At 70.5% G+C, this 25,091-nt stretch carries 24 protein-coding genes; 18 read left to right on the forward strand and 6 right to left on the reverse strand.

Going from position 1 to position 25,091, the window contains the following annotated elements:
- The first annotated feature begins 5 nt into the window (after positions 1 to 5).
- The 3 genes from ACZ60M_RS00695 (at position 6) to ACZ60M_RS00705 (ending at position 2,639) form a co-directional block, all read left to right on the forward strand.
- On the forward strand, positions 6 to 272 hold the full coding sequence (locus ACZ60M_RS00695; protein WP_465413273.1) for a helix-turn-helix domain-containing protein: 267 nt from the start codon (positions 6 to 8) through the stop codon (positions 270 to 272).
- Positions 273 to 414: 142 nt separating this feature from the next.
- Complete coding sequence (locus ACZ60M_RS00700; protein WP_465413481.1) at positions 415 to 2,289, forward strand: ABC transporter ATP-binding protein; 1,875 nt, start codon at positions 415 to 417, stop codon at positions 2,287 to 2,289.
- 146 nt (positions 2,290 to 2,435) lie between these two features.
- Positions 2,436 to 2,639, forward strand: a complete 204-nt coding sequence (locus ACZ60M_RS00705) for a cold-shock protein (protein WP_465413275.1) — start codon at positions 2,436 to 2,438, stop codon at positions 2,637 to 2,639.
- A gap of 62 nt (positions 2,640 to 2,701) precedes the next feature.
- On the opposite strand, the gene ACZ60M_RS00710 is transcribed toward ACZ60M_RS00705, so the two are convergent.
- Together ACZ60M_RS00710 and ACZ60M_RS00715 are read right to left on the reverse strand one after the other, a co-directional pair.
- The gene (locus ACZ60M_RS00710; RefSeq protein WP_465413277.1) at positions 2,702 to 3,856 is read right to left on the reverse strand and encodes a hypothetical protein; all 1,155 of its coding nucleotides are present in this window, start codon (positions 3,854 to 3,856) and stop codon (positions 2,702 to 2,704) included.
- Positions 3,849 to 4,451, reverse strand: coding sequence for a SigE family RNA polymerase sigma factor (locus tag ACZ60M_RS00715; protein WP_465413279.1), 603 nt, complete (start codon positions 4,449 to 4,451; stop codon positions 3,849 to 3,851). Before ACZ60M_RS00715 ends, ACZ60M_RS00710 begins: the two co-directional genes overlap by 8 nt.
- A 172-nt stretch (positions 4,452 to 4,623) precedes the next feature.
- Here ACZ60M_RS00715 and ACZ60M_RS00720 point away from each other — a divergent pair, with 172 nt between their 5' ends.
- From ACZ60M_RS00720 to ACZ60M_RS00740, 5 genes are all read left to right on the forward strand, one after another.
- Positions 4,624 to 5,649 carry a GNAT family N-acetyltransferase gene (locus tag ACZ60M_RS00720; RefSeq protein ID WP_465413281.1) on the forward strand — a complete coding sequence of 342 codons (1,026 nt, stop codon included), beginning with the start codon at positions 4,624 to 4,626 and terminating at the stop codon, positions 5,647 to 5,649.
- Positions 5,646 to 6,668 carry a GNAT family N-acetyltransferase gene (locus ACZ60M_RS00725; protein WP_465413283.1) on the forward strand — a complete coding sequence of 341 codons (1,023 nt, stop codon included), beginning with the start codon at positions 5,646 to 5,648 and terminating at the stop codon, positions 6,666 to 6,668. Before ACZ60M_RS00720 ends, ACZ60M_RS00725 begins: the two co-directional genes overlap by 4 nt.
- Before the next feature lie 96 nt (positions 6,669 to 6,764).
- Positions 6,765 to 7,790 carry a GNAT family N-acetyltransferase gene (locus tag ACZ60M_RS00730; protein ID WP_465413285.1) on the forward strand — a complete coding sequence of 342 codons (1,026 nt, stop codon included), beginning with the start codon at positions 6,765 to 6,767 and terminating at the stop codon, positions 7,788 to 7,790.
- Between the two features lie 246 nt (positions 7,791 to 8,036).
- A complete protein-coding gene (locus ACZ60M_RS00735) occupies positions 8,037 to 10,220 on the forward strand; it encodes a DEAD/DEAH box helicase (protein ID WP_465413286.1) in 2,184 nt (727 codons plus the stop codon).
- A 310-nt stretch (positions 10,221 to 10,530) separates the two neighbouring features.
- Positions 10,531 to 12,624: an Hsp70 family protein gene (locus tag ACZ60M_RS00740; protein WP_465413288.1), complete on the forward strand. Its 2,094-nt coding sequence runs from the start codon at positions 10,531 to 10,533 to the stop codon at positions 12,622 to 12,624.
- A 6-nt stretch (positions 12,625 to 12,630) separates the two neighbouring features.
- Here ACZ60M_RS00740 and soxR read toward each other — a convergent pair whose 3' ends face one another.
- A complete protein-coding gene (gene soxR, locus ACZ60M_RS00745; protein ID WP_465413290.1) occupies positions 12,631 to 13,086 on the reverse strand; it encodes a redox-sensitive transcriptional activator SoxR in 456 nt (151 codons plus the stop codon).
- A gap of 104 nt (positions 13,087 to 13,190) precedes the next feature.
- Here soxR and ACZ60M_RS00750 point away from each other — a divergent pair, with 104 nt between their 5' ends.
- A complete protein-coding gene (locus ACZ60M_RS00750) occupies positions 13,191 to 13,820 on the forward strand; it encodes a transketolase (RefSeq protein WP_465413483.1) in 630 nt (209 codons plus the stop codon).
- Positions 13,821 to 13,877: 57 nt separating this feature from the next.
- Complete coding sequence (locus ACZ60M_RS00755; RefSeq protein WP_465413485.1) at positions 13,878 to 14,762, forward strand: transketolase family protein; 885 nt, start codon at positions 13,878 to 13,880, stop codon at positions 14,760 to 14,762.
- A gap of 59 nt (positions 14,763 to 14,821) precedes the next feature.
- Here ACZ60M_RS00755 and ACZ60M_RS00760 read toward each other — a convergent pair whose 3' ends face one another.
- On the reverse strand, positions 14,822 to 15,277 hold the full coding sequence (locus tag ACZ60M_RS00760; protein WP_465413291.1) for a DoxX family protein: 456 nt from the start codon (positions 15,275 to 15,277) through the stop codon (positions 14,822 to 14,824).
- Positions 15,278 to 15,479: 202 nt separating this feature from the next.
- Positions 15,480 to 16,052 carry a TetR/AcrR family transcriptional regulator gene (locus ACZ60M_RS00765; RefSeq protein ID WP_465413293.1) on the reverse strand — a complete coding sequence of 191 codons (573 nt, stop codon included), beginning with the start codon at positions 16,050 to 16,052 and terminating at the stop codon, positions 15,480 to 15,482.
- Between the two features lie 112 nt (positions 16,053 to 16,164).
- Here ACZ60M_RS00765 and ACZ60M_RS00770 point away from each other — a divergent pair, with 112 nt between their 5' ends.
- The 8 genes from ACZ60M_RS00770 (at position 16,165) to ACZ60M_RS00805 (ending at position 24,378) form a co-directional block, all read left to right on the forward strand.
- Entirely contained in the window at positions 16,165 to 16,368 is a 204-nt protein-coding gene (locus ACZ60M_RS00770; RefSeq protein ID WP_465413294.1) for a DUF3046 domain-containing protein, read from the forward strand.
- Positions 16,369 to 16,519: 151 nt separating this feature from the next.
- Positions 16,520 to 17,572, forward strand: coding sequence for a recombinase RecA (recA, locus tag ACZ60M_RS00775; protein WP_465413296.1), 1,053 nt, complete (start codon positions 16,520 to 16,522; stop codon positions 17,570 to 17,572).
- Positions 17,547 to 18,083 (forward strand): regulatory protein RecX, encoded by a 537-nt coding sequence (locus ACZ60M_RS00780; RefSeq protein WP_465413298.1) that lies wholly within the window; start codon positions 17,547 to 17,549, stop codon positions 18,081 to 18,083. Before recA ends, ACZ60M_RS00780 begins: the two co-directional genes overlap by 26 nt.
- Before the next feature lie 299 nt (positions 18,084 to 18,382).
- Positions 18,383 to 19,981 (forward strand): phosphoglycerate dehydrogenase, encoded by a 1,599-nt coding sequence (gene serA, locus ACZ60M_RS00785; RefSeq protein ID WP_465413300.1) that lies wholly within the window; start codon positions 18,383 to 18,385, stop codon positions 19,979 to 19,981.
- 204 nt (positions 19,982 to 20,185) lie between these two features.
- A complete protein-coding gene (locus tag ACZ60M_RS00790; RefSeq protein WP_465413302.1) occupies positions 20,186 to 21,223 on the forward strand; it encodes a 3-isopropylmalate dehydrogenase in 1,038 nt (345 codons plus the stop codon).
- 182 nt (positions 21,224 to 21,405) lie between these two features.
- Positions 21,406 to 22,503 carry a branched-chain amino acid aminotransferase gene (locus ACZ60M_RS00795; RefSeq protein ID WP_465413303.1) on the forward strand — a complete coding sequence of 366 codons (1,098 nt, stop codon included), beginning with the start codon at positions 21,406 to 21,408 and terminating at the stop codon, positions 22,501 to 22,503.
- 112 nt (positions 22,504 to 22,615) lie between these two features.
- Positions 22,616 to 23,209: a hypothetical protein gene (locus ACZ60M_RS00800; RefSeq protein WP_465413305.1), complete on the forward strand. Its 594-nt coding sequence runs from the start codon at positions 22,616 to 22,618 to the stop codon at positions 23,207 to 23,209.
- Complete coding sequence (locus ACZ60M_RS00805) at positions 23,206 to 24,378, forward strand: PrsW family intramembrane metalloprotease (RefSeq protein WP_465413307.1); 1,173 nt, start codon at positions 23,206 to 23,208, stop codon at positions 24,376 to 24,378. The genes ACZ60M_RS00800 and ACZ60M_RS00805 overlap by 4 nt, the downstream gene beginning before the upstream one ends.
- Before the next feature lie 9 nt (positions 24,379 to 24,387).
- Here the strand turns inward: ACZ60M_RS00805 and ACZ60M_RS00810 are convergent, their stop codons facing one another.
- A complete protein-coding gene (locus ACZ60M_RS00810; RefSeq protein WP_465413308.1) occupies positions 24,388 to 25,074 on the reverse strand; it encodes a hypothetical protein in 687 nt (228 codons plus the stop codon).
- Positions 25,075 to 25,091 lie beyond the last annotated feature (17 nt).

Below are 25,091 nucleotides of genomic sequence, written 5' to 3' on the forward strand. Positions count from 1 at the left end.
GACACATGGCACCAGAGGTTCCACCCCGCAGCAGTGGTGTTCCCGGCCTCCCCGCGGCCGAGTCCACCAGGACCGACCCGAACCGGCAGGTGAGGGGCACCGAGCGCCGCGAGCTCACCGAGTTCGTGAGCGTCGAGTACGAGAAAGGGAAGAGCATCCGGGACATCGCCTCAACCATAGGGCGCTCGTACGGCTTCGTGCACCGGCTCCTCGCCGAGTCCGGCACCGAGCTGCGCACCCGGGGAGGCGCGAGGAAGGGCCCGCGGAAATAAACCGGGCCGGGCCGGGCGTTGACGGTGTCGACTAGACAGCAGCTTGCCCAAGCCCACCCCCGCTCCGCCTTGCAGGCAGTCGAGAGCGCGGCCGACGACGAACTTGGGCGCACACCTGAACACAGGAGGCCCGGTGTCATCGATGGGACCTGCCGGATGGGACGCGATGCGCTCCATGCGGCGCGCGGACGACCTCAAAGGCGTCACACTCTCCCGCGGCGTGAAGCGCCGCATCCTCCGCTTCGCGCGGCCCTACCGGCGCGACATCGCGTTCTTCATCGCGCTCGTGACGCTCATCGCCGCGATCGGCGTGGCCACCCCGGTCCTCGCCGGCGACATCGTCAACGAGCTGACGGGCGCGAGCGGCACGCAGCGCGGCGTCGTCCGCATCGCCGCGATCATCGCCGGGCTCGCCGCGGTCGAAGGCATCCTGAACCTCGCCATGCGCTGGTACGGCGCGAAACTCGGCGAGGGCATCATCTTCGACCTGCGGCGGGTCGTGTTCGACCACGTCCAGTCGATGCCCGTGGCGTTCTTCACCCGCTCGCAGACCGGCGCCCTCGTGTCGCGGCTCAACAACGACGTGATGGGCGCGCAGCGGGCGTTCACGAGCACCCTCTCCGGGCTCGTCTCGAACGGCATCGCCGTCGCGCTCATCATCGGCGTCATGTTCTTCCAGTCCTGGCAGATCACGCTGCTCTCGCTGGTGCTCGTGCCGGTGTTCCTGGTGCCCGCCAAGTGGGTCGGCCGCAAGCTCGCGGCGCTCACCAAGGAGGGATTCGACCTGAACGCGGCCATGAACACGCAGATGGCCGAGCGGTTCAACGTCGGCGGCGCGATGCTCGTGAAGCTCTTCGGCCGCCCCGCGACCGAGTCTTCGGACTTCGCGGACAAGGCCGACCGGGTGCGCGGCATCGGCATCACCACCGCGATGTACGCGCGCACGTTCATCGTCGCCCTCACGCTCGTCGCGGGCCTCTCGCAGGCCCTCGCGTACGGGCTCGGCGGCGCCCTGGTGTTCGCCGGGCAGCTCAGCGCGGGCACCGTGGTCACCCTGGCGCTCCTGCTGACGCGCCTGTACGGCCCGCTCACGGCCCTGTCGAACGTGCGCGTCGACGTCATGAGCGCCCTGGTGTCCTTCCAGCGCGTCTTCGAGGTCCTGGACCTCAAGCCGCTCATCCGCGAGAAGGACGACGCCCTCGAGCTGCCCGCCGGGGCCTCCTCGATCGCGTTCCGAGACGTCCAGTTCCGTTATCCGGGCGCCGACGAGGTCTCCTTGGCGAGCCTGGAGGACCTGGCGCGGCCCGACCGCTCCGACAACGGCCGCCAGATCCTCGACGGTGTGTCCTTCGAGGTCGCCCCGGGCCAGCTCGTGGCGCTCGTCGGCCACTCCGGCGCTGGCAAGACCACCACGGCGACCCTGGTGCCCCGCCTGTACGACGTCACCGCGGGCGCGGTCGAGGTCGGCGGCTTCGACGTGCGCGAGCTCAGTGCCGCCTCGCTCGCCGCGCACATCGGCATGGTCACCCAGGACGCGCACCTGTTCCACGACACCGTCCGCGAGAACCTGCGCTACGCCCGGCCCGAAGCCACCGACGACGAGATCTGGGAGGCCCTGGACCGGGCCCAGATCGGCGAGACCGTGCGGCGCCTCGAATCGGGGCTCGACACCGTGGTGGGCGAGCGCGGCTACCGGTTCTCCGGCGGCGAGAAGCAGCGGCTCGCGATCGCGCGGGTCCTGCTCAAGGCCCCGCCGATCGTGATCCTCGACGAGGCCACCGCGCACCTCGACTCCGAGTCGGAGGCGGCCGTCCAGCGCGCCCTCGACTCGGCGCTGGAAGGCCGCACGTCCCTGGTCATCGCGCACCGCCTCTCGACGGTGCGGCGGGCGGACAGGATCGTGGTCCTGGAGGACGGGAAGGTCGCCGAGTCCGGCACCCACGACGAGCTCGTTGGCCTCGGGGGCCTGTACGCCGAGCTTTACAAGACCCAGTTCGACGGAGCCGGGGTATTGTAGGGTGCAGAAACCGGTTCGGAGGAAGATTCACCGAACTGGCGGAAGGCCAGGAATGGCAGCACACGCAGGCCGCGCCGCAGGCCGCCCCGGTTCCCGGAGCGGGCGGGCGGCGGGCCTGGACATCAACATCGCAAGGAAACGCAGTAATGGCGCAAGGCACTGTTAAGTGGTTCAACTCCGAAAAGGGCTTCGGCTTCATCGCTCCTGATGGCGACGGCCCCGACATCTTCGTCCACTTCTCCGCTATCACCGGCAGCGGCTACCGCTCGCTCGAAGAGAACCAGCGGGTCGAGTTCGACGTGGAGCAGGGGCAGAAGGGCCCGCAGGCCGCCAACCTGCGCGCGCTCTAAGCCAACTAGCCGAAGCCGCTGCCCTTCCATTGCGAAGGACAGCGGCTTCTTCCATGCCGGGGTCAGCCGGTGTAGTAGCCCCGCAGGATCGTCCCGCCCGCGCTCTGGCCGGGGAGCTGGAGCGTGTCCGCCACGGCCCCGTCCGGGTCGGTCAAGGTGAGCACGATCTGGCCGTACCGGTCGTCGCACACGATCATCGAACCGTCGGCCAGGAACACCACGTTCGGGCGCTCCGCCTCCACGGGCAGTTCCAGCTCTTCGCCGGTGGCCGTGTCCACGTACCGGTCGCAGCGGTTCGCCTGCGTGTGCCCGGCCTGCGCCGTCTCGGCGTCGTCGAACTGCAGGCACGCCCGGCTCAGGTCGGCCGAGACCGACGACAGGCCCGTGAACTCCTCGTCCGCGTTCCACACGCCGGCTCCCGCCAGCTCCGTCCGGTCGCTCCCGTCAGGGCGCATCGCGACCGAGCCGTCCGAGCTGACCAGGTACTGGCCGTCCGCCGACCAGCGCGGCGAGCAGCCGATCTCCTCGGGCAGGGCCGGCGAGGCCTCGCCGGTCGACAGGTCGAGCACGTAGGCCCCGGTGCTCTCGGCATCGGCCTGGTTGAGCACCACCCTGTCCGAGTCGGGGGACCAGGACGGCTTGCACTGCACGGTGAACGCCGCGATCCCGTCGGTCTTGTCGCCGGTGAGAGTCGCGATCGTCCCGGTGCACTCGTCGGCGCTCCCGACGACGAAGCGGCTCCCGTCGGGCGCCATGTGGTACTCGCCGTCGTTCTGCAGCACCGGCACCGGCTCCTGGCCTTCGAACCGGACGAAGGTCGGCAGGGATTCGGCGGCGTCCTGGTGCACCTCGAACACGAGTCCGTCGGGCAGCCCGTCGAGGTCGATCATCGAATCCGAAGGCCCCCAACCGGACCAGGACAGCTGGCACGGGCCCGTGCCGGTGGGCGTCGCGTCCTCCTCCAGGGGCGTCTCCGGATCGGTCACCATTGCGGTGGGGTCGTCCGCCGGGGGCGGTTCCTCGACCCGGTCGCGGTCGACGATCGCGGCCGTCGCCCCGCCCGCCATGGCCAGCCCCGCGATCACCGTGACCGCGATCGTCGCCAGTCGGCGCCGCGCGATCGACCGCGCCCGCCGGTACGCTCCGGCGGCCAGGTCGCGCGACGGCGGTTCGCCGTCTGCGATGCCTTGCAGCACTTCGCGAATCGAGTCAGGCATTGGCCTCTCCTCTCACGTTCGCGAACTCGGTCTCCCAGCGCGCCAGGTGCGTCCCGGGGTCGCCGCCGAGGACCAGCTCGGGGAATCCGGTCCGCAGCCGCCGCAGGCCCCGCTGCACGCGGGCCCGCAGGGTGGGGACCGGGCAGTCGAGGATCGCCGCTGCCGAAGCCTCGGTGTGGTCCTCGAAGTACCGCAGCACGATCGCGGCGCGCTGCGTCGCCGGGAGCGACAGCAGCGCCGCGTGGACTGCGATCCGCAGCGCCGTGTCCGGCTCGTCGTCAGGGCGCTCGGGGAGCGCCTCGGTCGCGATCTCGGCGACCTTCTTTCGCCGCCACAGGCTCACGTGCAGGTGGTACATGGTGCGCCGGGTGTAGGCCTCGGCGTTCGCGGTGCGGTGCAGCCGCTTCCACGACCGCCACGTGCGCGCCAGGGCGTCCTGCACCAGGTCCTCGGCGAGCCCCCGGTCGCCCGTGAGCAGGAACGCCGAGGCGTACAGCGCCCCGGACCTGGCCCGGACGAAGTCCTCGAACTCGCTCTGCGGCGATCGGGGCGGGGGCCCGGGCGGTGCCCCTGGGTGGACAGTCGATCCGCTCACGGTCGGTTCCGTTTCTATCGTGACGATGCGGTGTGGATACCCGCTAAGACGAGCAAACGGGCACCGCCGCGCATCCTACGAACGGTCAGCCACACCTGTCCGAACGGACAGGAGCCGGGCATCCACCGATATGCGATTGAGACCGTCCGCCATCGCGCGGCACACTGTCCCAGTGAAAATCATCGAATTCAGCGCCGCCGACACCGAACTGGTCGACCAGGCGTTCGCCGTCCTCACCGCCGCGCACCGCGCCGACACCCCCGAGAACCCCGCCCCCGTCGAACGCTTCTTCACGGCCCTCTTCACCCACGCCTTCCCCGGCCGCGAGAACCGCTGGTACGCCTGCGTCGAAGACGGCAAGCTCCTCGGCCACGCCCGCGTCACCTTCTTCACCGACGAGAACCGCGAGCTCGCGATGCTCCGCTTCGGCGCCGTCCACCCCGGCCACCGCGGCCGCGGCGTCGGCAGCGCCCTCCTCGACCAGGCCGAACGCGTCAGCGCCGAACACGGCCGCACCACCGTCCTCACCGGCGCCCCCGTCTACTGGGCAGAAGGCCCCGAACGCGACGGCGAGTTCGCGAAGCTCCTCGAAGACCGCGGCTACGCCAAGGCCCTGACCACCGTCAACCGCCGCAGCCCCGTCGACCCGCTCGGCCCCGAGAAGGAAGCCGAGCAGTACGCGAAGGCCCTCGCCGCCGCCGGAGACGCCTACGAAGTGCGCCAGTGGATCGGGCCCGTCCCCGATGACCTCCTCGACACCATGTGCCGCATGGAGACCACGATCATCAACGAGATCCCCCTGGGCGAGATCGAGATGGAGATCGAGCACATGACCCCCGAGAAGCTCCGCGCCCGCGAGGCCGTCTACGCCGCCGAAGGCCGTACCACCGCCCACGCCGTCGCCCTCGACGCCGAAGGCGAGATCGTCGCCTGGACCGAGGTCGCCGTCGACGAAGGCGACTACCGCGACGCCCACCAGGCCATCACCATCGTCGACCCGGCCCACCGCGGCCACCGCCTCGGCCTGCTCCTCAAACTCGCGAACCTCCGCCAGATCCGCGAGCACTTCCCGCACGTCGAGTACATCTGGACCGACAACGCCGACGTCAACGCGCCCATGATCGCCATCAACGAGCTCCTCAACTACGCCACGGTCGACGCCAACGCCGAGTACCAGCTGAAGCTGGGGGCCGCATGACCCTAGAAATCCGCCGCGTCCACCCCGAAGACACGGACGCCCTGCGCCAGGTCCACGAGGTCTTCGAGGCCGTGCGCGCCGCCGAGACCCCCGAGAACGCGCCCGTCCCCGCCGAGCGCTACGCCGGAGCGCTCCAACACCCGCCGCCGAACTCCGAGATCCGCTGCTACACCGCCGAACAGGACGGCCGCGTCCTCGGCCTGCTCTTGATCTACCTGCCGCTCAAAGAGAACACGCACTACAGCGAGACCGAGCTGGCCGTCCACCCCGAGCACCGCCGCCAGGGCATCGGCACCGCCCTCCTCGACCACCTCCTCCAGGTCGCCAGGGAGGAGGAACGCAGCGAACTCATCGTCCTCGCCCGCGCCGCCGTCGCAGACGGCCCCGCCCGCCCCGACGACGGCGCGCGGTTCCTCGAGAAACGCGGCTTCACCGCCGCGCTCACCGAGATCGAGCGCAGCCTCCGCACCGACACCCTCGACCCGGCCGCCGAAGCGCGCCTCTGGGACGAATCGATAGGCGCCGCAAGCGACTACGAACTCGTCTCCTGGACCGGCCGCTGCCCCGAGCAGTACGTCGAAGGCCTCGGCCGCATCGACTCCCAGATCTTCGCCGAGATCCCCCTCGGTGACGTCGACCTGCGCCCCCGCACCATCGACGCCGAGTTCGTGCGCACCCGCGAGGAACGCGCCGAAGCCCAGGGCCACATCATCATCCGCACCATCGCCGTCCACAAGGCCACCGGCGAGGTCACCGCCAACACCCTCATCTACGCCCACGAGGGCCAGGACCACGCCCAGCAGGCCATCACCATCGTCGACCCCGCCCACCGCGGCCACCGCCTCGGCCTGCTCGCCAAACTCGCGAACCTCCGCCAGCTCCGCGAGCACCAGGGCCACGTCCACACCGTCTGGACCGGCAACGCCGACACCAACGCCAACATGGTCGCCATCAACGACCAGCTCGGCTTCCGTCCCGTCGACGCCCGCGTCTCCTACAAGCGCAAACTCGGCGACTGACCGCCGCGGGCGGGCCCGCCGCAACCGAGGGTCCGCCCGCACACCGAATCGGTAATTCGGTTGCCGCAGGTCACCGCCGATGTCCACACTGACGTCATGGAAATCATCGAACTCGACCCCGCGGACGGCGACCTCGTCTCCGGTTTCTTCGACGTCATGACCGCGACCCACGCGGCCGACCACCCCGAGAACCCCGCCCCGCACCGGGCCAACTTCATCGCCGGGCTCAGCTACCCGCCGCCGGACGAGGACCTGGCCTACTTCGCGGCCATCGAGGACGGCAAGGTCGTCGGCATCCTCGGCATCGGCATGCCCAACCGCGCCAACCGCCACTTCGCCTGGGCCTGGATCAACGTCCACCCCGACCACCGCCGGAACGGCATCGGCTCGGCCCTCGCCGACCACTTCATCGCGTACGCGCGCGAGCGCGGCCGCACCGAACTCACCCTCGACACCCATATGAGCTGGGAAGGCGGCCACGAACGCTCCAAGGCCGGGCGGCTGTTCAACGAGAAGCACGGCTTCAAGCTCGCCCTCACCTGGATCAACCGCCGCTGCTACGTCGACGCCCTCGACGAGGCCACCGAGCAGGCCCTCCTGGAGAAGGCCCAGGCCGCCGCCGGGGACGACTACGAGATCATCTCCTGGATCGGGCGCACCCCCGAAGAACTCGTCGAGACCATGGCCCGCATCGACTCCACGATCATGGCCGAAGTCCCGCTCGGCGACCTCGAACTCGAACCCGAGACCGTCGACGCCGAACTGAAGAACGCCAAGGCCGACCGCAACGAGGCCATGGGCATGAAGGCGGTCCAGACCGTCGCCCGCGACCGCGCCAGCGGCGAGGTCGTCGCCAACACGTGCGTGTTCATCCACGACGACGGCGTCTTCCCGGACGCCTACCAGGGCATCACGATCGTCGACAAGAACCACCGCGGCCACCGCCTCGGCCTGCTCCTGAAGATCGTGAACCTGCGGCTGGTGCGTCGGAACTTCCCGCACATCCGTGCCATCTGGACGGACAACGCCGACGTCAACGCCCCCATGATCGACATCAACGTCACCCTCGGGTACGAGATCGTCGACGCCGGAGGCGAGTTCCAGCGCAAGTTCGAGGCCTAGCGCGTGCAAGCGAACGCCTAGTCCCCGCGGGGCCGGAACTGAAAGCGACACGGCTTCGAAATGGTGTCTCTAGGCACAAGCCGACCGTAGAGGTGGCGAGCCTCCTCCACGGTCGGCTATTGTTCTTAGCTGGCCCTCTTAGTGGCCCGATCAGGCGCGTCCCGCCCCATCACCGTCGGCTCATGGTGAACCAAATCTCCGCGGAACGTGCGTCACTTACGAAGTCGTTCTCGCGGAAGGCGAACCATGACCCTTGACCAAACTGTGCCGGATGCTGCCGTCAGTGAATCCGACACTGCACTCGAAACTCCTGAAACCCCCGAAACCACCGAAGCTCCGGCCGTCGAGGCCGCTGCCGTGACCGAGGCCCCCGCCGCGGACGACAGCACCAACGACACCGCTGCCGAAGCCGTCGCGGAAACCACCGAGGCCGCCCCGGCCGAGACCGTCGAAGCCGTTGCGGCCGAAGCGGAATCCGCCGAGGAGTTCACCGTCGAGACCGACGAGGTCCCGGCCTATACCGGCCCGTCCTTCGACGAGCTCGGCCTCCCCGAGAAGATCACCGCCGCGCTGGCCGAGCAGGGCATCATCACGCCCTTCCCGATCCAGGCCGCGACGATCCCGGACGCCATCGCCGGGCGCGACATCCTCGGCCGCGGCCAGACCGGCTCGGGCAAGACCCTCGCCTTCGGCCTGCCGACCCTCGCGCGCCTCGCCGCGGGCGGCCGCACCAAGGCCAAGCGCCCCCGCGCGATCATCCTGACCCCGACCCGCGAACTGGCCATCCAGGTCGCCGAGTCGCTGCAGACCTTCGGCGACGCCGTCGGCATCGACATGAAGGTCGTCTGCGGCGGCACCGCGTTCAACCGCCAGATCGACGCGCTGCGCGGCGGGGTCGACATGCTCGTCGCCACCCCGGGCCGCCTGCGCGACCTGATCCGCCGCGGCGAGTGCTCGCTCGAGGACATCGAGCTGGCGATCCTCGACGAGGCCGACCAGATGGCCGACATGGGTTTCCTGCCCGAGGTCGAGGAGCTGTTCGACCAGCTCCCCACCGGCGGCCAGCGCATGCTGTTCTCGGCCACGCTGGAAGAGGAGATCGACGTCCTCGTCCGCAAGTACCTGTCCGAGCCCGTCGTCCACTCGGTCGACCCGCCGGCCGGTTCGGTCACCACCATGACCCACCACCTGATGCTCATCGGCCCGCGCGACAAGGCCACGATGACCGCCGCCGTCGCGTCCCGTCCGGGCCTGACGATGGTGTTCGTGCGCACGCAGCTCGCCGTCGACCGCATCGCCGAGGAGCTGCGCGAGGCCGGCGTCAACGCCGAGGGCCTGCACGGCGGCATGTCGCAGCAGGACCGCTCGAAGGTCCTGGACCGCTTCAAGAACGGCCGCCTGGACGCGCTGGTCTGCACGGACGTCGCGGCCCGCGGCATCCACGTGGACGGCGTCGACATGGTCCTCCACGTCGACCCGCCGAAGACCCACAAGGACTACCTGCACCGCGCCGGCCGCACCGCGCGCGCCGGGCAGTCCGGGCATGTGGCGACCCTGGTGCTGCCGCACCAGAACCGCAGCATGTTCAGCCTCATCGAGCGCGCCGGTGTCGAGGCCACGCGCCACTACGTGAACGACAACTTCGACGAAGAGCTCACCAAGCTCATGGGCGCCCGGAACTTCACCGACCTGCGTGCGGTGTCGGCCGAGCACCAGGCGAACCGCAGCGACGAAGAGGTCAAGCGCCTCGAGCGCCAGATCGAGCGGATGAAGGAGGACGCCGAGGGCCTGCGCGCCGAGGCGACCCGTCTGCGCGAGCAGGCCGAGCGCGAGATCATCGAAGGCCCGTCCAAGCGCCGTGACGACCGCGGCCCGCGCCGCGAGCGCGACGACCGCGGTGGCGGCGAGCGTCGCGGCGGTGGCGGCTACCGCGGCCAGGGCGGCGACCGCGGTGGTTACCGCGGCAACCGCGAGGGCGGCGACCGCGGCGGCTACCGAGGGAACCGTGAAGGCGGCAGCGGTGGCGGCTACCGGGGCAACCGCGAGGGCGGCGACCGCGGTGGGTACCGCGGCGGCAACTCCGGCGGCGGCTACCAGGGGAACCGTGAAGGCGGCTACCAGGGCAACCGTGACGGCGGAAGCCGTGGCGGCTACGGCGACCGCGACAACCGGGGCGGCGGCTACGGCGGCGGCGAGCGTCGTTCGTACGGCGACCGCGACAACCGCGGTGGCGGCTTCCGTGGCGGCGAGAGCCGCAGCGGGGGTTACAGCGGCGGCGGCGAGCGTCGCAGCTACGGCGACCGCGACAACCGCAGCGGCGGCGGCGGCTTCCGCAGCGACGACCGTGGCAACCGCGGTGGTTTCCGCGGCGACGACCGCGGCGAGCGCGGCGGCTTCCGAGGCGACCGCGAACGCCGCGACCGCTGGTAAGCACCGCAGCGCCAACCGGCACTGACTGATGAAGCGGCCCTGGGGAAATCCCCAGGGCCGCTTCGCATATCCGGGGAATGTCGGACCCGTGTGGGAGAGTCGTCGTATTTACACCGGTGGTCGGAGGTGGATGCGGGTGGGAAGGGGCACGCCCTAGTGTCGTCCGGCGCGGCAGCACCCCGCCGCCGCGCGACGGCCCCGCCTCCCGTCCGCGGCACGATCGCCTTGCCGCCGAAAGCGTCCGATCCGCCCGTCGCCTCCTCCGAGTAATCTGGGGCGGTCCCGGTCCGCCCCACCAGAAAGCACGGCATTGGACTCCGCCCCCCGCACGGCTGCCGCGCTCGGCATCGACTTCGGCACCCACCACACGGTCGCGACCGTCCTGCGCGCCGACGGCCGCCGCCACCAGCTGCTCTTCGAGGGCACGCCGCTCCTGCCGTCAGGGATATACCTCGACTACGAGTCATCAATCCTCGTGGGACGCGACGCCGCCCGCGAAGGCCGCCGCCATCCTGAGCGCTACGAGCGCAACCCGAAACTGCGCCTCGACGCCTCCACAATCCTCCTGGGCGACAAGGAGATCCACGTCCGCGAGGCCGTCGCGGCGGTCCTGCGCCGGGTGATCGCCGACTGCGGCTCCGCGGCCGGCGTGCCCCGGTCCGTGACCGTGACCGTCCCCGCCGGGTGGGGCCCGGCCCGCCGCCACGTCGTCGGCGACGCCGCCGTCAGCGCCGGGGCCGTGAACCCCGTCCTCCTGCCCGAGCCCGTCGCCGCCGCCCGCTACTTCGCGGAGGTCCTCGGCCACGAGCTCGCGCCCGGCAGCACCCTCGTCGTCTTCGACCTCGGCGCGGGCACCTTCGACGCGAGTGCCGTGTCCCGCACCGAGACCGGGTTCGACGTGCTCGCCGTCGACGGCTCCGACCGCATCGGCGGCCACTACCTCGACCAGGCCCTCGTCGAGTACCTCGGCGGCCGCTTCGCCGGGTCCGAGGAACGCGCCGAGCAGTGGGCCGCGCTCCTCGACCCCGACGCCGGGGCCGAGCGGCTCCGCCAGCGCTTCACGCTCTACGACGAAGTGCGCGAAGCGAAAGAGCGCCTCTCGCGCCACACGAGCACCGAGGTCGCGGTACCCGGCTTCGCCGTCGAGGAACTCCTCACCCGCGCCGAACTCGAGCTCCTGGCCCGCCCCCTGCTCGCCCAGGCCGTGGAGATCACCCGGGCCGTGATCCGCGAGGCCGGGCTCGCGCCCGACCAGGTCGCGGGCGTGTTCATGGTCGGCGGTGCGAGCCGGATGCCGTTGGCCGCCACGATGATCCACCAGGAGCTCGGCGTCGCCCCGACTCTCATTGAGCAACCTGAACTCGTCGTCAGCGAAGGCGCGGTCTCGGCCCCCTCTGCGCCGACGCCTCCGAACCCGGTCGCGGCGCCGCCAACCGCGCCGTTCACCCCGGCCGCGGCGCCGCTCCTGTCACCGCCGCACACCCCGGCGGCCGGGGCAACGCCGACCTACGCCCCGGCCCAGGTCGCGGCCGCCGCATCGGCCTACACCCCGACGCAGGCCGCGCCTGCCGTCCCTGGCCCCGGCCAGGCCCTGCCGCCGCAGGCTCCCACCGCTCCCAAACCCGCCCGGCGGTCTCCGCGGCCATTCACCCTGTTCGTGATCGGCCTGGTCGCAGCCCTCGTCCTAGGCGTGCTCCTCACCGAACTCCTCAACCTCGGCGGCGGCGACGGGACCGGCGGCGAGGACCCGTCGGGCACGAGCGACACCTCCCGCGCCGAGTCCGAAAGCGATGCGGCCGAGAGCGATTCGACACCGCCGTTCTGGCCGGGCGCGATCCTCGCGTTCGACTCCACGCCCTCGTCGATCACCGTGACCACCGACGCCGACCCGGCCGCGACCGGCTGCCGGGTCGAGTACACCGGGACCAGCGACCAGGGCGTGCTCGAAGACGTCTCCTGCGCCGAGTTCACCGTCGAAGGCCTCAACGCCTCGGACGACTACTCCTTCACGATCTACAGCCCCGAGACGGACACCGAACCGCTGACCGGCGCCGACGACACCACCACGGTCACCGGGACCGCCTTCTGGGACTGCCCGCAGACGCGCATCTACTGCCAGAACCAGGGCGGCAGGCCCGGCATCCGCGGCACCCCGGGCGATTCGGCGGCTATCGACTACGCCGACGTCGGGCAGCAGTTCCAGCTCTCCTGCTACGCGACCGCCGAGACCATCGACCCGCGCGGCACCGAGGAGCAGGGCTACTGGGACTACCACCCCGGCAAGGACGCCTCCGGCGTCATGGTCGAAATCGAGCTCGGTGAGGGCCGCGGCTACCTGCCGTTCGTGTGGCTCGTGATCGACCCCGACGACCTCAACTCCCTCGGGGGCCTAGCCGAATGCTGAGCGCGTTCACCCGGCCCTGAAACCGAGCCGCGGCCCTTCGCCTTCCTCGGCGAGCTTGTCGGCCAGGTTGTAGATCGCGCACCGGCTGATCGAGAGGCAGCCGCAGCCGATGCACCCGTCGAGTTCCTCCTGGAGGTTCCGCAGGTGCGCGATCCGCTCCTCGATCCGGCGGCTCCAGTCCGATGAGAGCCGCTGCCAGTCGGCCCGGTCGGGGATGCGCCCGTCCGGCAGCCGGTCGAGCGACGCCTTGATCTCGTCGAGCGACAGGCCGATCGACCTCGCGGCCCGGATGAACGCGACGCGGCGCAGCTCGGCGCGCCGGTAGCGGCGCTGGTTGCCGCCGGTGCGCACGGAGTGGATGAGGCCGAGCGTCTCGTAGTAGCGCAGCGCCGAGGTCGCGACGCCTGCGCGCGCGGCGAAGTCGCCGATGGTCAGCATCGTCGCCGGATCATGCGAAGTCATGTGGCCCTGCTCACTTCGGTCTTTACTTCAAGTCGACTTGAAGTTACATGATCTCTCGCGTGAACGTCACCTTGGAACAGGTCCGGGAGCTCGCCAAGCGCACCGTGACCGATGTGCGGTATCCCGTCGTCAAGACCTACACGCTCGATGCGATCTGGGTCCTCTACGACCGCGTCCTGAACGTCGACCCGCAGCGCCCCGACGACCCGGCCCGCGACCGGTTCCTGCTGTCGAAGGGCCACGGCCCCAGCGCCTACTACGCGGTCCTCGCCGCCAAGGGCTTCTTCCCGGCCGACTGGCTCGACGACGTCGCGGCCCTCGCATCGCCGCTCGGCTCCCACCCCGACGCCACGCTCGTACCGGGCGCGGAGATCTCCTCCGGGTCGCTCGGCCACGGCCTGCCGCTCGGCGTCGGCACCGCACACGGCCTGCGCGCCAACGGCTTCCCCGACTCGCGCGTGTTCGTCCTCCTCGGCGACGCCGAGCTCGACGAGGGCTCCAACCACGAGGCGATCGCCTACGCCGGGGCCGTCGGCCTCGCGAACCTGAACGCGGTCGTCCTCGACAACGGCTCCGCCTCGCACGGCTGGCCCGGCGGCATCGCCTCCCGCTTCGAGGTGAACGGCTGGAGCGCCGCCACTGTGGACGCGGGCGACCACGAGGCCCTGTACCGCTCCTTCACCACCGCCCACCCCGACCGGCCGCACGTCACCGTGGCCGCCTACCGCCCCTAGGAGACTCCGATGGTGTTCCGAGCCGACCCGCTCACCGACGACCTGCAGCCCACGACCATGCGCGACGCCTGGGCCGCGCACCTCAACGACCTCGTCGACGCCGACCCGCGCCTCGCCGTGGTCCTCGCCGACATCTCGACCGAGATGTTCACCGACGCCATGAAGGCCCACCCGGACCGCGTGATCAACGTGGGCATCCGCGAACAGCTCCTCGTCGGCACCGCCGGGGGACTGGCGCTGGCCGGGCTGCGGCCGGTCGCGCACACGTACGCGCCGTTCCTGGTGGAGCGGGCGTTCGAGCAGGTGAAGCTCGACTTCGAGCACCAGGGCACGAGCGGCGTCCTGGTGAGCGTGGGTGCTTCGTACGACTGGGCGGAGGGCAGCTTCACGCATTTCAGCCCGCGCGACGTGGCGCTGTTCGACACGCTGCCGGGCTGGCAGGTGTTCGTGCCCGGCCACGCCGCCGAGGTCGCGCCGCTGCTCGACCGCGCGGTGGCCGCCGACGACGGCGTCTACATGCGTCTTTCATTGCGCCACAACGAGAACCCGCACGCCGTCCCGGACGGCGAGCTGCTGGTGCTGCGCGAAGGCAAGCGTGCCACCGTGGTCGTGGTCGGCCCGCTGCTCGACAACGTGCTGGAGGCGGTGAATGATCTCGACGTGACCGTGGCGTACACGAACACGCCGCGCCCGCTCGACACCGTGGGCCTGCGGGAGCTGGCGGCCGACACCGGCGGCGCGGTCGTCATGGTCGAGCCGTACCTGGAAGGCACGTCGGCCTGGCTGGTCGCGAAGGCCTTCGAAGACCGGCCGCACCGGCTCCTGTCGATCGGGGTTGGCCGCGAGGAGCTGCGCCGCTACGGCACGGCGGCCGAGCACGAGCGCCTGCACGGACTCGACGCGGCGGGCATCCGGGGCCGCGTGCGGCGGTTCCTTGCCTGAACGCGCGGAGCCTCCGAGCGGGCGATGCTCGGAGGCTCCGTGTTCAGTTGGGGCGCAGGCTAAGCCATGCTTTCGGCCCGTGCCGGCTCTTCGTCTTTCTTCTTGTCGCCCACGTTGTTGAGCCACAGCGAGTCGACGGCGAGGGCCCCGCCGCCGGAGAAGCCGATGGCGATGGAGGCGGCGGCGAGCATGAGCACGTACTCGTACCCGCCGTTCATGGAGTAGAAGCCGCCTTCGAGGTGCACGTAGAACATCGCGCCGAGCATGACGGCCGCGAGCGCGAGCCCCACCAGAGGTAGGAGCGCTCCCAAGATAAGCAGCACGCCGCCGATGAGCTCGGCGCCCACCGTGAAGTAGGCCGACAGCGTGGGTGCCGGGATGCCCATGCCCTCGAAGCCCTGCGCGGTCGCTTCCATGCCGTTCTCGTTGAACTTCTGCCAGCCGTGCGCGATGAACACGACGCCGAGGACGACGCGTCCGATGAGGAGGCCGATCGGTTGGAGTCTGGAGACCATATATTTCCTCCCAAAGGGGATTGGTTGAGGATTCAACTAAAGGGGAAGTCTACCAACCCGTGATGGTGTGTGTAAATAACCGTTACCTAGGAATACTGTGCGTGATTTGCGTTGTAATGACGCAGTGACAAACGCCGGAAAGGCGGGCACAATGCCCGCCTTTCCGGTCGTCGTCCAAGTCGGCCCGAAAGGGCCCGTGCGCTCAGTGGCGGCGCACGGCCTCTTCCACGAGCTTCAAGATCCGCGTGATGTCGAGGTCGTCGCGGCCCGTCGCGAGATACCGCACCAGGCCGTCGTACATCAGGTGCAGGAACCCGGCCAGGACCTCGATGTCGACGTCAGTGCGCAGCACCCCGATCTCGCGCTGGTGCTCCAGCCGCTCCCGGCTCGCCTCCGCGATCGCCTCGCGCCGCTGCCCCCAGGCCTCGGCGAACACCGGGTCCGTGCGCAGCCGCCGCGCCACTTCCAGCTGCGTCCCGAGCCAGCCCGCGGTCTCGGGCTTGTCGGCGCCCGTCGTCAGGTCCTGCATCACGCCCACCAGGCCCCGCTCGGCCACGGTCGCCGCCATCTCCGCCGCGTCCACCGACGCCACGGCCAGGAACAGCGCGTCCTTGTCCCGGAAGTGGTGGAAGATCGCGCCGCGCGAGAGCCCCGTCGCCTCCTCGAGCCGCCGCACCGTCGCTCCCTCGTACCCGAACTTGGCGAAGCACGAGCGGGCGCCGTCGAGGATCTGCTGACGGCGGGAGTCGAGGTGTTCTTGGCTGACGCGAGGCACCCGGCAATCTTGCCACCTGGGCTTGGCCCCGGCCCACTGAGTCGCCTACCGTTGTCTGGGTGGAACGGCAGGCACGGCGCACCGGTCGGTGCGGGGAGCGGGGGAGCGGCGCATGAAGCTGAGCGATTTCTGGGACCGGATGAACGAGACCTTCGGCGCCGCGTACGCCCGGTCGGTCGCCTCCGACAACACGATCGGCCAGCTCGGCGGCCGCACCATCGACCAGGCGCTCGCCGACGGCGAGAACGCCAAAGCCGTGTGGATGGCCGTGTGCCGCGCCTGGCCGGAGCGGATTCCGTCCCGCCTCGTGCGCTGACGCCGGTTCCGAGTTCTCCTAGCCCTGCGAGCTCGAGCCTTCTTCATCTCTGCGAGATGTGCCCTGTTCGAACAAGCCGTTGTCCTAGGTTGTCGGTGGGGGCGACTACCGTGTTCGTATGGCTAAGCAGACAGGAACCAGGGGAGGCGGAATGAACTCCGCTCAGGACAAGTCCAAGGCGCTCGATCTCGCCTTGGCCCAAATTGACAAGCAGTTCGGTAAAGGCTCGGTCATGCGGCTGGGCGAGAAGCCCAAGCAGAACGTCAAGGTCATCTCGACCGGCTCGATCGCGCTCGACGTCGCGCTCGGCGTCGGCGGCCTGCCGCAGGGCCGCATCATCGAGATCTACGGTCCCGAGTCCAGCGGTAAGACCACGATCGCCCTGCACGCCATGGCGAACGTGCAGGCCGAGGGCGGGGTCGCGGCGATGATCGACGCCGAGCACGCGCTCGACCCGATCTACGCCGAGAAGCTCGGCGTCAACGTCGACGACCTCCTCGTCAGCCAACCGGACACCGGCGAGCAGGCCCTGGAGATCGCCGACATGCTGGTCCGCTCCGGCGCGGTCGACCTCATCGTCATCGACTCGGTGGCCGCGCTCGTGCCGCGCGCCGAGATCGAGGGCGAGATGGGCGACTCGCACGTGGGCCTCCAGGCCCGGCTCATGAGCCAGGCCCTGCGCAAGATCACCGGCGGCCTGAACACCACGGGCACCACGATGATCTTCATCAACCAGCTGCGCGAGAAGATCGGCGTCATGTTCGGCTCGCCCGAGACCACCGCCGGCGGTAAAGCGCTCAAGTTCTACGCCTCGGTGCGCCTGGACATCCGCCGGATCGAGACGCTGAAGGACGGCGGCGAGGCCGTCGGCAACCGCACCCGCGTCAAGGTCGTCAAGAACAAGGTCGGCTCGCCGTTCCGCCAGGCCGAGTTCGACATCCTCTACGGGCACGGCGTGTCCAAGGAGGGCTCGCTCATCGACATGGGCGTCGAGCACGGCATCGTGAAGAAGTCGGGCGCCTGGTACACGTACGAGGGCGACCAGCTCGGCCAGGGCAAGGAGAAGGCCCGCACGAACCTCAAGGAGAACCCGGACCTCGCCCTGGAGATCGAGAAGAAGATCAAGGAGAAGCTCGGCGTCGACGCCGCCGCGGCTGACGCACCCGCCGAGGACGAGATTGAAGAACCTCCGGTCGACTTCTAAGCCGAACGACCCCGAGGCGGCCCGGCAGTACTGTCTCAACCTGCTGTCGGGCCGGCCCCGCACGCGTACCGAACTCGGGGACTCGATGCGCCGCAAGGGCTTCGAAGAGGAGATCGTCACCGAGATCCTGGAGCGGTACGCCGAGGTCGGCCTCATCGACGACGCGGTGTTCGCCCGCGCCTGGGTCGAGTCGCGCCACCGCAGCCGGGGCCTGTCGAAGCGCAGCCTCGCGGGGGAGCTGCGCCGCAAAGGGGTCGATCCCGACTTCGTGGACGCCGCGGTCGAGCAGGTCAGCGACGACGACGAACGCGAGGCCGCGCTGGAGCTCGCCCGCCGCCGCTACCGGTCCCTCGCCGGCCAGCCCGATGACGCCGTGCTGCGCAAGCTCGTCGGGATGCTCGCACGCAAGGGCTACGGCTCGGGCGTGGCGATCCCGGTGGTGAAGCAGGTCCTCGCAGAAGCGGAGAGCGAAGCGGCCGAACTCCTCGACGAGGACGCCCACTTCGAGTGAGGTCGCATTCGCGGCGCTTGCCCACAAATCGGGCATCCATAGCGCCCCCCGATTTCCAGTGTGGCGCAAGGGTACGACATGTCGGTGGTGCCGGGCATCATCGAAACGGGGGCGCTCGCGAAGTCGAGGAGGTCTCGCGTTCATGGTCGCGATGTGTCGCACGGGCCGGGCCCTGGCGTTCCATCATCCGGAACGCGGCAGGTCGGTAAGGAGTCGTTAACGCGTTCGACATACGATTGGCCGCGACGACGCAGCGCCGCGCCCGGTCCTCCGTCTCTCCTTACCTTTGCGAGGTATCCATGACCGAACCGAAACCCGTCGTGGTCATTGCAGACCAGCTCGCGCCCGCCGCGGTCGAAGTGCTCTCCGGCGACTTCGACGTCCGGGAGATCGACGGTACGAACGTGGAGTCCCTCCACGCCGCGCTGGTCGAGGCCGATGCCGTGATCGTCCGCTCCGCCACCACCATCGACGCCGCCGCTCTCGAGCACGCGCCGAAGCTCAAGGTCATCGCCCGTGCGGGCGTCGGCCTCGACAACGTCGACCTGCCCGCCGCCACCGAGCGCGGCGTCATGGTCGTCAACGCGCCGACCTCGAACATCGTCTCCGCCGCCGAGCAGGCCATCACGCTGCTGCTCGCCAGCGCGCGCCACATCGCCCGTGCCGACGCCTCGCTGCGCGCCGGCCGCTGGGACCGCAAGAAGTTCACGGGTGTCGAGATCCAGGGCAAGACCCTCGGCGTGATCGGCTTCGGCAAGATCGGGCAGCTCGTCACGACCCGTATGCAGGCGTTCGACATGGATGTCGTCGCGTACGACCCGTACGCGCAGCCCGCGCTTGCCGCGAAGCTCGGAGTCAAGCTGGTCGACCTCGACACGCTGCTGGCGGCCTCGGACTTCATCACGATCCACCTGCCGAAGACCCCCGAGACCGTGGGCATCCTCGGCGAGGACGCGTTCAACAAGGTCAAGCCGGGTGTGCGGATCGTCAACGCCGCGCGCGGCGGGCTCATCGACGAGGAGGCGCTCGCGGCCGCGCTGCAGGACGGCCGTGTGGCCGCCGCCGGTCTCGACGTGTTCGTCAAGGAGCCGTGCACGGACTCGCCGCTGTTCGCGCTCGACAACGTGGTCGCCGCCCCGCACCTGGGCGCGTCGACCCGCGAGGCGCAGGACAACGCCGGTCTCGCGGTCGCCAAGAGCGTCCGTCTCGCCCTCTCGGGCGAGTTCGTACCGGACGCCGCGAACGTGCAGGCCGGGGGTGTCGTCCACGAGGACGTGCGCCCGCTGCTGCCGCTCGCCGAGCGCCTGGGCCGCACGTTCAACGCCCTGACCGGCGCGCCGGTGCAGTCGCTCACGGTGGAGGTCCGCGGCGACGTCGTCGACCACGACGTCACGGTGCTGCAGCTCGCGGCGACCAAGGGCCTGTTCGTGGACGTGGCCGACTCGGTCACGTACGTGAACGCGCCGCTCGTGGCGGACCAGCGCGGTGTCGAGGTCGGCCTCTTCGCCTCGAAGGAGTCGCCGGAGTACCAGACGCTGCTGACGCTGCGCGGTGCGCTCGTCGACGGCCGGAGCCTCACGGTCTCGGGCACGATCAGCCCCGGCCCGCACGGCGGCCTGCGCCTGACCGAGATCGACGGGTTCGAGCTCGACATCGACCTGGACGGCTCGCTGCTGTTCCTGCGCTACACCGACCGCCCCGGCGTCGTCGGCCTCATCGGCGGCGCGCTCGGCGACCTCGGCATCAACATCGCCGCGATGCAGGTGGCCCGCAAGGCCGCCGGCGGCGAGGCCGTGATGGCGATGGCGCTCGACGCGCCGGTGCCTGCGGAGCTGCTGGGCCGCATCAAGGAGTCGGTCGGCGCGAGCGGCGTGAAGTCGGTGACCCTGCAGGACTAAAGGGCCGGTCGGCGGTGCGCCGCAGTGGTGTTCACCGGCCCGGTTCCACCTGCTGAGAGTCGTTCGTCGGAATGCGGGACGGGTGCGTTAAGGTGAACGCATCCGCCCGCATTCCGCGTTTCTGTCACCGAAACCGGCCGGTCCGAGACCGGAAGCGGCGCACCAGTTCGCGTCAGCGACTGAGGACGAAACCAGAGAGGCAGCATGAGCAGGATCGCGGTCATCCCGGGCGACGGGATCGGGCAAGAGGTCATCGCCGAGGCGCAGAAGGTGCTCGCCGTGGCCCTTCCCGGCTACGAGTCGACCGAGTACGACCTGGGCGCGCGCCTCTACAACCGCACCGGTGAGGTCCTCCCCGACAGCGTCCTGTCCGAACTGGACGAGCACGACGCGATCCTCCTGGGCGCCATCGGCGACCCGTCGGTCCCGCCGGGGGTCCTCGAGCGCGGCCTGCTGCTGAAGCTCCGCTTCGAGTTCGACCAGTACGTGAACCTGCGGCCCAGCCGCCTCTACCCGGGCGCGCCGACCCCGCTGGCCGACGTGAAGCCCGGCGACATCGACTTCGTGGTCGTCCGCGAGGGCACCGAGGGCCTGTACACCGGCGCCGGAGGCAACCTCCACACCGGTTCGGCCGCGGAGATCGCGACCGAGGAGTCCCTGAACACGCGCTACGGCACCGAGCGGGTCATCCGCGACGCGTTCGAGCGCGCCAAGCGCCGCCGAGGCCACCTCACCCTGGTCCACAAGACCAACGTGCTCGTGCACGCGGGCGGGCTGTGGAAGCGCACCTTCGACGAGGTCGCCGCCGAGTACCCGGACATCACGACCGAGTACCAGCACGTCGACGCGGCCGCCATGTTCCTGGTGAACCGACCCCACACGTTCGACGTGATCGTCACCGACAACCTGTTCGGCGACATCCTCACCGACATCGCCGCGGCGGTGACCGGCGGCATCGGCCTGGCCGCGACCGGCTCGATCAACCCCGACCACACGCACCCGTCGACGTTCGAGCCCGTGCACGGCTCGGCCCCCGACATCGCGGGCCAGGGCATCGCCGACCCGGTCGCCGCGATCTCCTCCACCGCGCTCCTCTTGGAGCACCTGAGCCGCCCCGACGCGGCCGCCGCCGTGAACACCGCGGTGGAGCGCGAACTCGCCGGACGCGACTCCGGCACCAAGATCCGCACCGGCGAGGTAGGCGACCGAGTAGCCGCCGACGTCGCCGGACAGCTCAGCTAACACCCAAGCAGCTTCGACGCCCGGCGGGCCAGCGCTCCGACAGGAGCGCCTCGCCGGGCGTTTTTCCGTGTCGGAGTCCGACCGGGCCACGCGCCGCCCGACCACCTGAACGAGCGGTAAGTTAGGCATCAGGACCAAATACAGCACCGCACCCGAGCCACTTGCACTGAAGGACAGAACCAATGACCAGCGAAGGTCTTCCCGACCTGCGGCACGAGCCGCACCCGAACCCGACCCCGGCCGCCGAGCGGGACGCGCTCATCGCCAACCCCGTGTTCGGCACCGTGTTCACCGACCACATGTTCCAGATGACCTGGACCGAGGGCCGCGGCTGGCACAGCGCCACCGTCAAGCCCTACGGGCCCCTCACGCTCTCCCCGGCGGCGGCGGTCCTCCACTACGCTCAGGAGATCTTCGAGGGCCTCAAGGCCTACCGCTACCCCGACGGCGGCATCGGCCTGTTCCGCGCCGAGGCGAACGCCCGCCGACTCAACCTCTCGGCGCAGCGCATGGCCATGCCGCACCTGCCCGAGGAGTGGTTCCTCGCCTCGATCCGCGAGCTGCTGGCCGTCGACGGCGACTGGGTCCCCGGCCAGGAGGAGGCCAGCCTCTACCTGCGCCCGTACATGTTCGCCTCCGAGGCGTTCCTCGGCGTGCGCCCCGCCAAGGAGTTCACGTACCTGGTCATCGCCTCCCCGGCGGCCGCCTACTTCAAGGGCGGCCCCAAGCCGCTCACCCTGTGGGTCTCCGAGGAGTTCAACCGCGCCGGACCGGGCGGCACCGGCGCCGCCAAGTGCGGCGGCAACTACGCCGCGAGCCTGCTCCCGCAGGCCGAGGCCATGGAGCACGGCTGCGACCAGGTGGTCTTCCTCGACGCCGTCAAGTACGAGAACGTGGACGAGCTCGGCGGCATGAACCTGTTCTTCGTGTACGAGAACGAGCGGGTCCTGTACACGCCGAAGCTCGGCACGATCCTCCCCGGCATCACCCGCGACGCGATCTTCACGCTCGCCACCGAGGCCGGCTGGGAGGTCCGCGAGACCGACTACTCGCTCGCCCGCTGGCGGGACGACGCGAACTCCGGCGCGCTCTCCGAGGCGTTCGCGTGCGGCACCGCCGCCGTGATCACCCCGGTCGGCACCGTCAAGGGCCGCAGCGGCGAGTTCCAGGTCAACGGCGGCGAGGCCGGGAAGTTCACGATGCAGCTGCGCCAGACCATCCTCGACCTGCAGCACGGCCGCGCCGAGGACACCCACGACTGGACCACCAAGGTCGCCTGAGCTCCCTTCCGCGGCAGGGGTGTTCGCGCCCCGGGTCGCGGAAACCGGGACCATTCCCGGTCCCCTTCCCGTACCTTGATATCCACGCGTGTCAAGGCTCGGGGAGGGGACTTTGGGCGACGTCACCATCCGTCTGAACCGGTTCGGGATCGAACGCGGCCGCACCTGGCACGCCGTGGTCGCCGCGGTCGCCATCGCGCTGCCGCTGGTGTTCTGGATCGGCATCGAACGGTCCCTCGGCGACTCGGTGCAGGAGATCGACACCGGCGAGACCCTCTACCTCCAGTCCTTCCCCGTCCCGGCCGCGAGCCTCGACTTCAAGCTCCCCGGCGCGGGCTGGACCTCCCCGGGCGTCCACATGGCCGACCAGCGCCAGAACTTCCGCCACGGCGGCCTCGCGGCCACCGTCGAAGTCGACACCGACGTCCAGAACCTCGCGAACCTCCTCGCCCGCCGCGCCGAGCCGGTCACCGCCGCGAGCGACCTCGCCTACCTCAACGAGCGCCCGTACACGAACGCCGCCTCGGGCCTGTCCGGGCACCGCGCCGACCTCGTCGGACCCGACACCGCCGGTTCGATCACCGTGGTCGGCAAGGACGGCGGCGCGGCCGCGATCCTCATCCTCATCGCCCCCGGCGACGACCCGGCCAGCGCCACCGTCGACCCCGACCCGTTCATCGCCACGTTCGAGCTGGAGGGCAAGTGAACGTCCGCACCGAGCGCGTCGTCGTCGAGAGCCAGGGCGCGTTCATCCGGCTCCGGCGCCCCGCCTACTGGCTGTTCGTCGCCTGCCTCGTCTACGGCCTGCTCGAACTCGGCCGGGTCCTCTCGCCCGACTACGGCGACATCGCGACCGCGCTGTGGATCTCCATCGGCATCAACGCGGTCCTCGCGTTCTTCTTCCTCGACATCCTCGCCCGCCTCGACCTGTTCGAGCGCGAACCGCCGACGGTGCGGGCCGCCGCGATGTGCTGGGGCGGCCTCGCGGCCGTGGCCTTCGCGATCCTCGCCAACAACGCCGCGCTCGTGGTCCTGGCCGAGTTCTTCGACGCGCAGTGGGCCCGCACCTGGGGGCCGCCCATCGTCGGGCCCGTGAACGAGGAGTGGCTCAAGGCCCTCGGCGTGGTCCTGCTCGTCCTCATCGTGCGCGAGCACTTCGACCGCTCCATCGACGGGCTCATCTACGGCGCGCTCGTCGGACTGGGCTTCCAGGTGGTCGAGAACCTCACCTACGCGGTCAACTTCGCGCTGCTCAACCCCAACTCCGATGTTGCAGGCGCGCTGAGTGCGACCTTCTCGCGCGTCCTCATCGCCGGGCCCTGGTCGCATCCGCTGTACACGGGGACGGCCGGGCTCGGCATCGCGTTCTTCGTGACGCAGACGCGCCGCCGCTTCAGCACCCGGCTCGGCGTCGCGATCGGGCTGTACGCGCTGGCGCTGGGGATGCACGGCTTCTGGAACCTGCCGATCCCGGCGAGCATGCCGCCCGCGCTGGCGATCCCGTTGAGCTACGGCAAGGGCCTGTTCCTTTTGGGGCTGTTCTTCGTGCTCTACCATTTCGCGGCCCGCGCGGAATGGCACTGGTTCGTCACCACCATGTCCGATCAGGACGAACATGTGGTCACCACGGAGGACCTCACCGAGATGCGGTCGCTGCGCAGCAGGCGCCGGGCCCGCAAGCACGCGCACCGCCGCTGGGGCAAGCAGGCCTCGCACCTGCTCGGGCAGCTGCACCGGGAGCTGGTGAACCTGGCGACGCTCGTGGCCCGCGACCAGCGCCGGGGCGAGGCGGTCGAAGAGGGGCCCGACGTGGCCGCCGTCAAGCGCAACATCGCCGCTATCAGAGCCGAACTGGCCGAGGCGAAAGCGACGTAACGCTGCAGGTCAGCCGATGCGGCCCTTGCGGGGGATCGGCGCGGTCGAGCCGCGCGGCGCCTGCTCCGCGGAGGCCTCGGTCGTCGGTTCCCCGGTCGGGTCCGGGGACGCGGTCGGGCCGTCGGTCGTCGGCAGCGACGCGCTCGGCGTCGGCTCTTCCGTCGTCGGTTCCCCGGTGGTCGGCTCCTCCTCGGTGGGCTCCTCGGTCGGCGCGTCCGTGGTCGGCTCCTCCGTCGGTTCCTCGGTGGGTTCCTGTGTGGGCGTAGGCGACTGCTCGCCGCCCTCCTCGACCGGGTCGGAGGTCTCCCCGCCGACCGGCACGAGTCCCGGTGCGTTGCCGGGGTTCTTGCTCCGCGGATCGCTCGACGGCGTGTCCTCGGCGACCTCCGGGTCGGCGGCGCCGCCGCCAGCGGCGGGCGGGTGCGAGGTCGCCTCCTCTGAGGCCTCCGCGTCCTGGCCCGTCGTGTCCGCGCCCAGGCCGAACCAGCCCTCGGTGATGTCCGCGCCCTCGTCGGCGAGGTCCTGCAGGCCCGGCACGGGCTCGCGCAGCAGCGCCCCTGTCGCGATCATGCCGCCCGCGACCGCCACCACCGCGATCGCACCGGCCCGCCGGAAGCGCCGCGACTGGCGCAGGTCGTAACCGAGGGAGCGGAACGCGCCCCTGGTCTCGCGCCCGATGGCGCCGAAGAGTCCCACTGTTTCCCACCGTCCGT

The organism is Glycomyces sp. NPDC050141 (assembly GCF_055586545.1).

Bases quoted from the DNA above. Each gene is read 5' to 3' on its own strand.
- ACZ60M_RS00730 (WP_465413285.1), top strand. From the start codon at position 6,765: ATGGAAATCATCGAACTCGACCCCGCGGACGGCGACCTCGTCTCCGGT.
- ACZ60M_RS00695 (WP_465413273.1), top strand. From the start codon at position 6: ATGGCACCAGAGGTTCCACCCCGCAGCAGTGGTGTTCCCGGCCTCCCC.
- soxR (WP_465413290.1), bottom strand. From the start codon at position 13,086: ATGACTTCGCATGATCCGGCGACGATGCTGACCATCGGCGACTTCGCC.
- ACZ60M_RS00790 (WP_465413302.1), top strand. From the start codon at position 20,186: ATGAGCAGGATCGCGGTCATCCCGGGCGACGGGATCGGGCAAGAGGTC.
- ACZ60M_RS00700 (WP_465413481.1), top strand. From the start codon at position 415: ATGGGACCTGCCGGATGGGACGCGATGCGCTCCATGCGGCGCGCGGAC.
- ACZ60M_RS00710 (WP_465413277.1), bottom strand. From the start codon at position 3,856: ATGCCTGACTCGATTCGCGAAGTGCTGCAAGGCATCGCAGACGGCGAA.
- recA (WP_465413296.1), top strand. From the start codon at position 16,520: ATGAACTCCGCTCAGGACAAGTCCAAGGCGCTCGATCTCGCCTTGGCC.
- ACZ60M_RS00725 (WP_465413283.1), top strand. From the start codon at position 5,646: ATGACCCTAGAAATCCGCCGCGTCCACCCCGAAGACACGGACGCCCTG.
- serA (WP_465413300.1), top strand. From the start codon at position 18,383: ATGACCGAACCGAAACCCGTCGTGGTCATTGCAGACCAGCTCGCGCCC.
- ACZ60M_RS00755 (WP_465413485.1), top strand. From the start codon at position 13,878: ATGCGCGACGCCTGGGCCGCGCACCTCAACGACCTCGTCGACGCCGAC.
- ACZ60M_RS00705 (WP_465413275.1), top strand. From the start codon at position 2,436: ATGGCGCAAGGCACTGTTAAGTGGTTCAACTCCGAAAAGGGCTTCGGC.
- ACZ60M_RS00770 (WP_465413294.1), top strand. From the start codon at position 16,165: ATGAAGCTGAGCGATTTCTGGGACCGGATGAACGAGACCTTCGGCGCC.
- ACZ60M_RS00735 (WP_465413286.1), top strand. From the start codon at position 8,037: ATGACCCTTGACCAAACTGTGCCGGATGCTGCCGTCAGTGAATCCGAC.
- ACZ60M_RS00795 (WP_465413303.1), top strand. From the start codon at position 21,406: ATGACCAGCGAAGGTCTTCCCGACCTGCGGCACGAGCCGCACCCGAAC.
- ACZ60M_RS00760 (WP_465413291.1), bottom strand. From the start codon at position 15,277: ATGGTCTCCAGACTCCAACCGATCGGCCTCCTCATCGGACGCGTCGTC.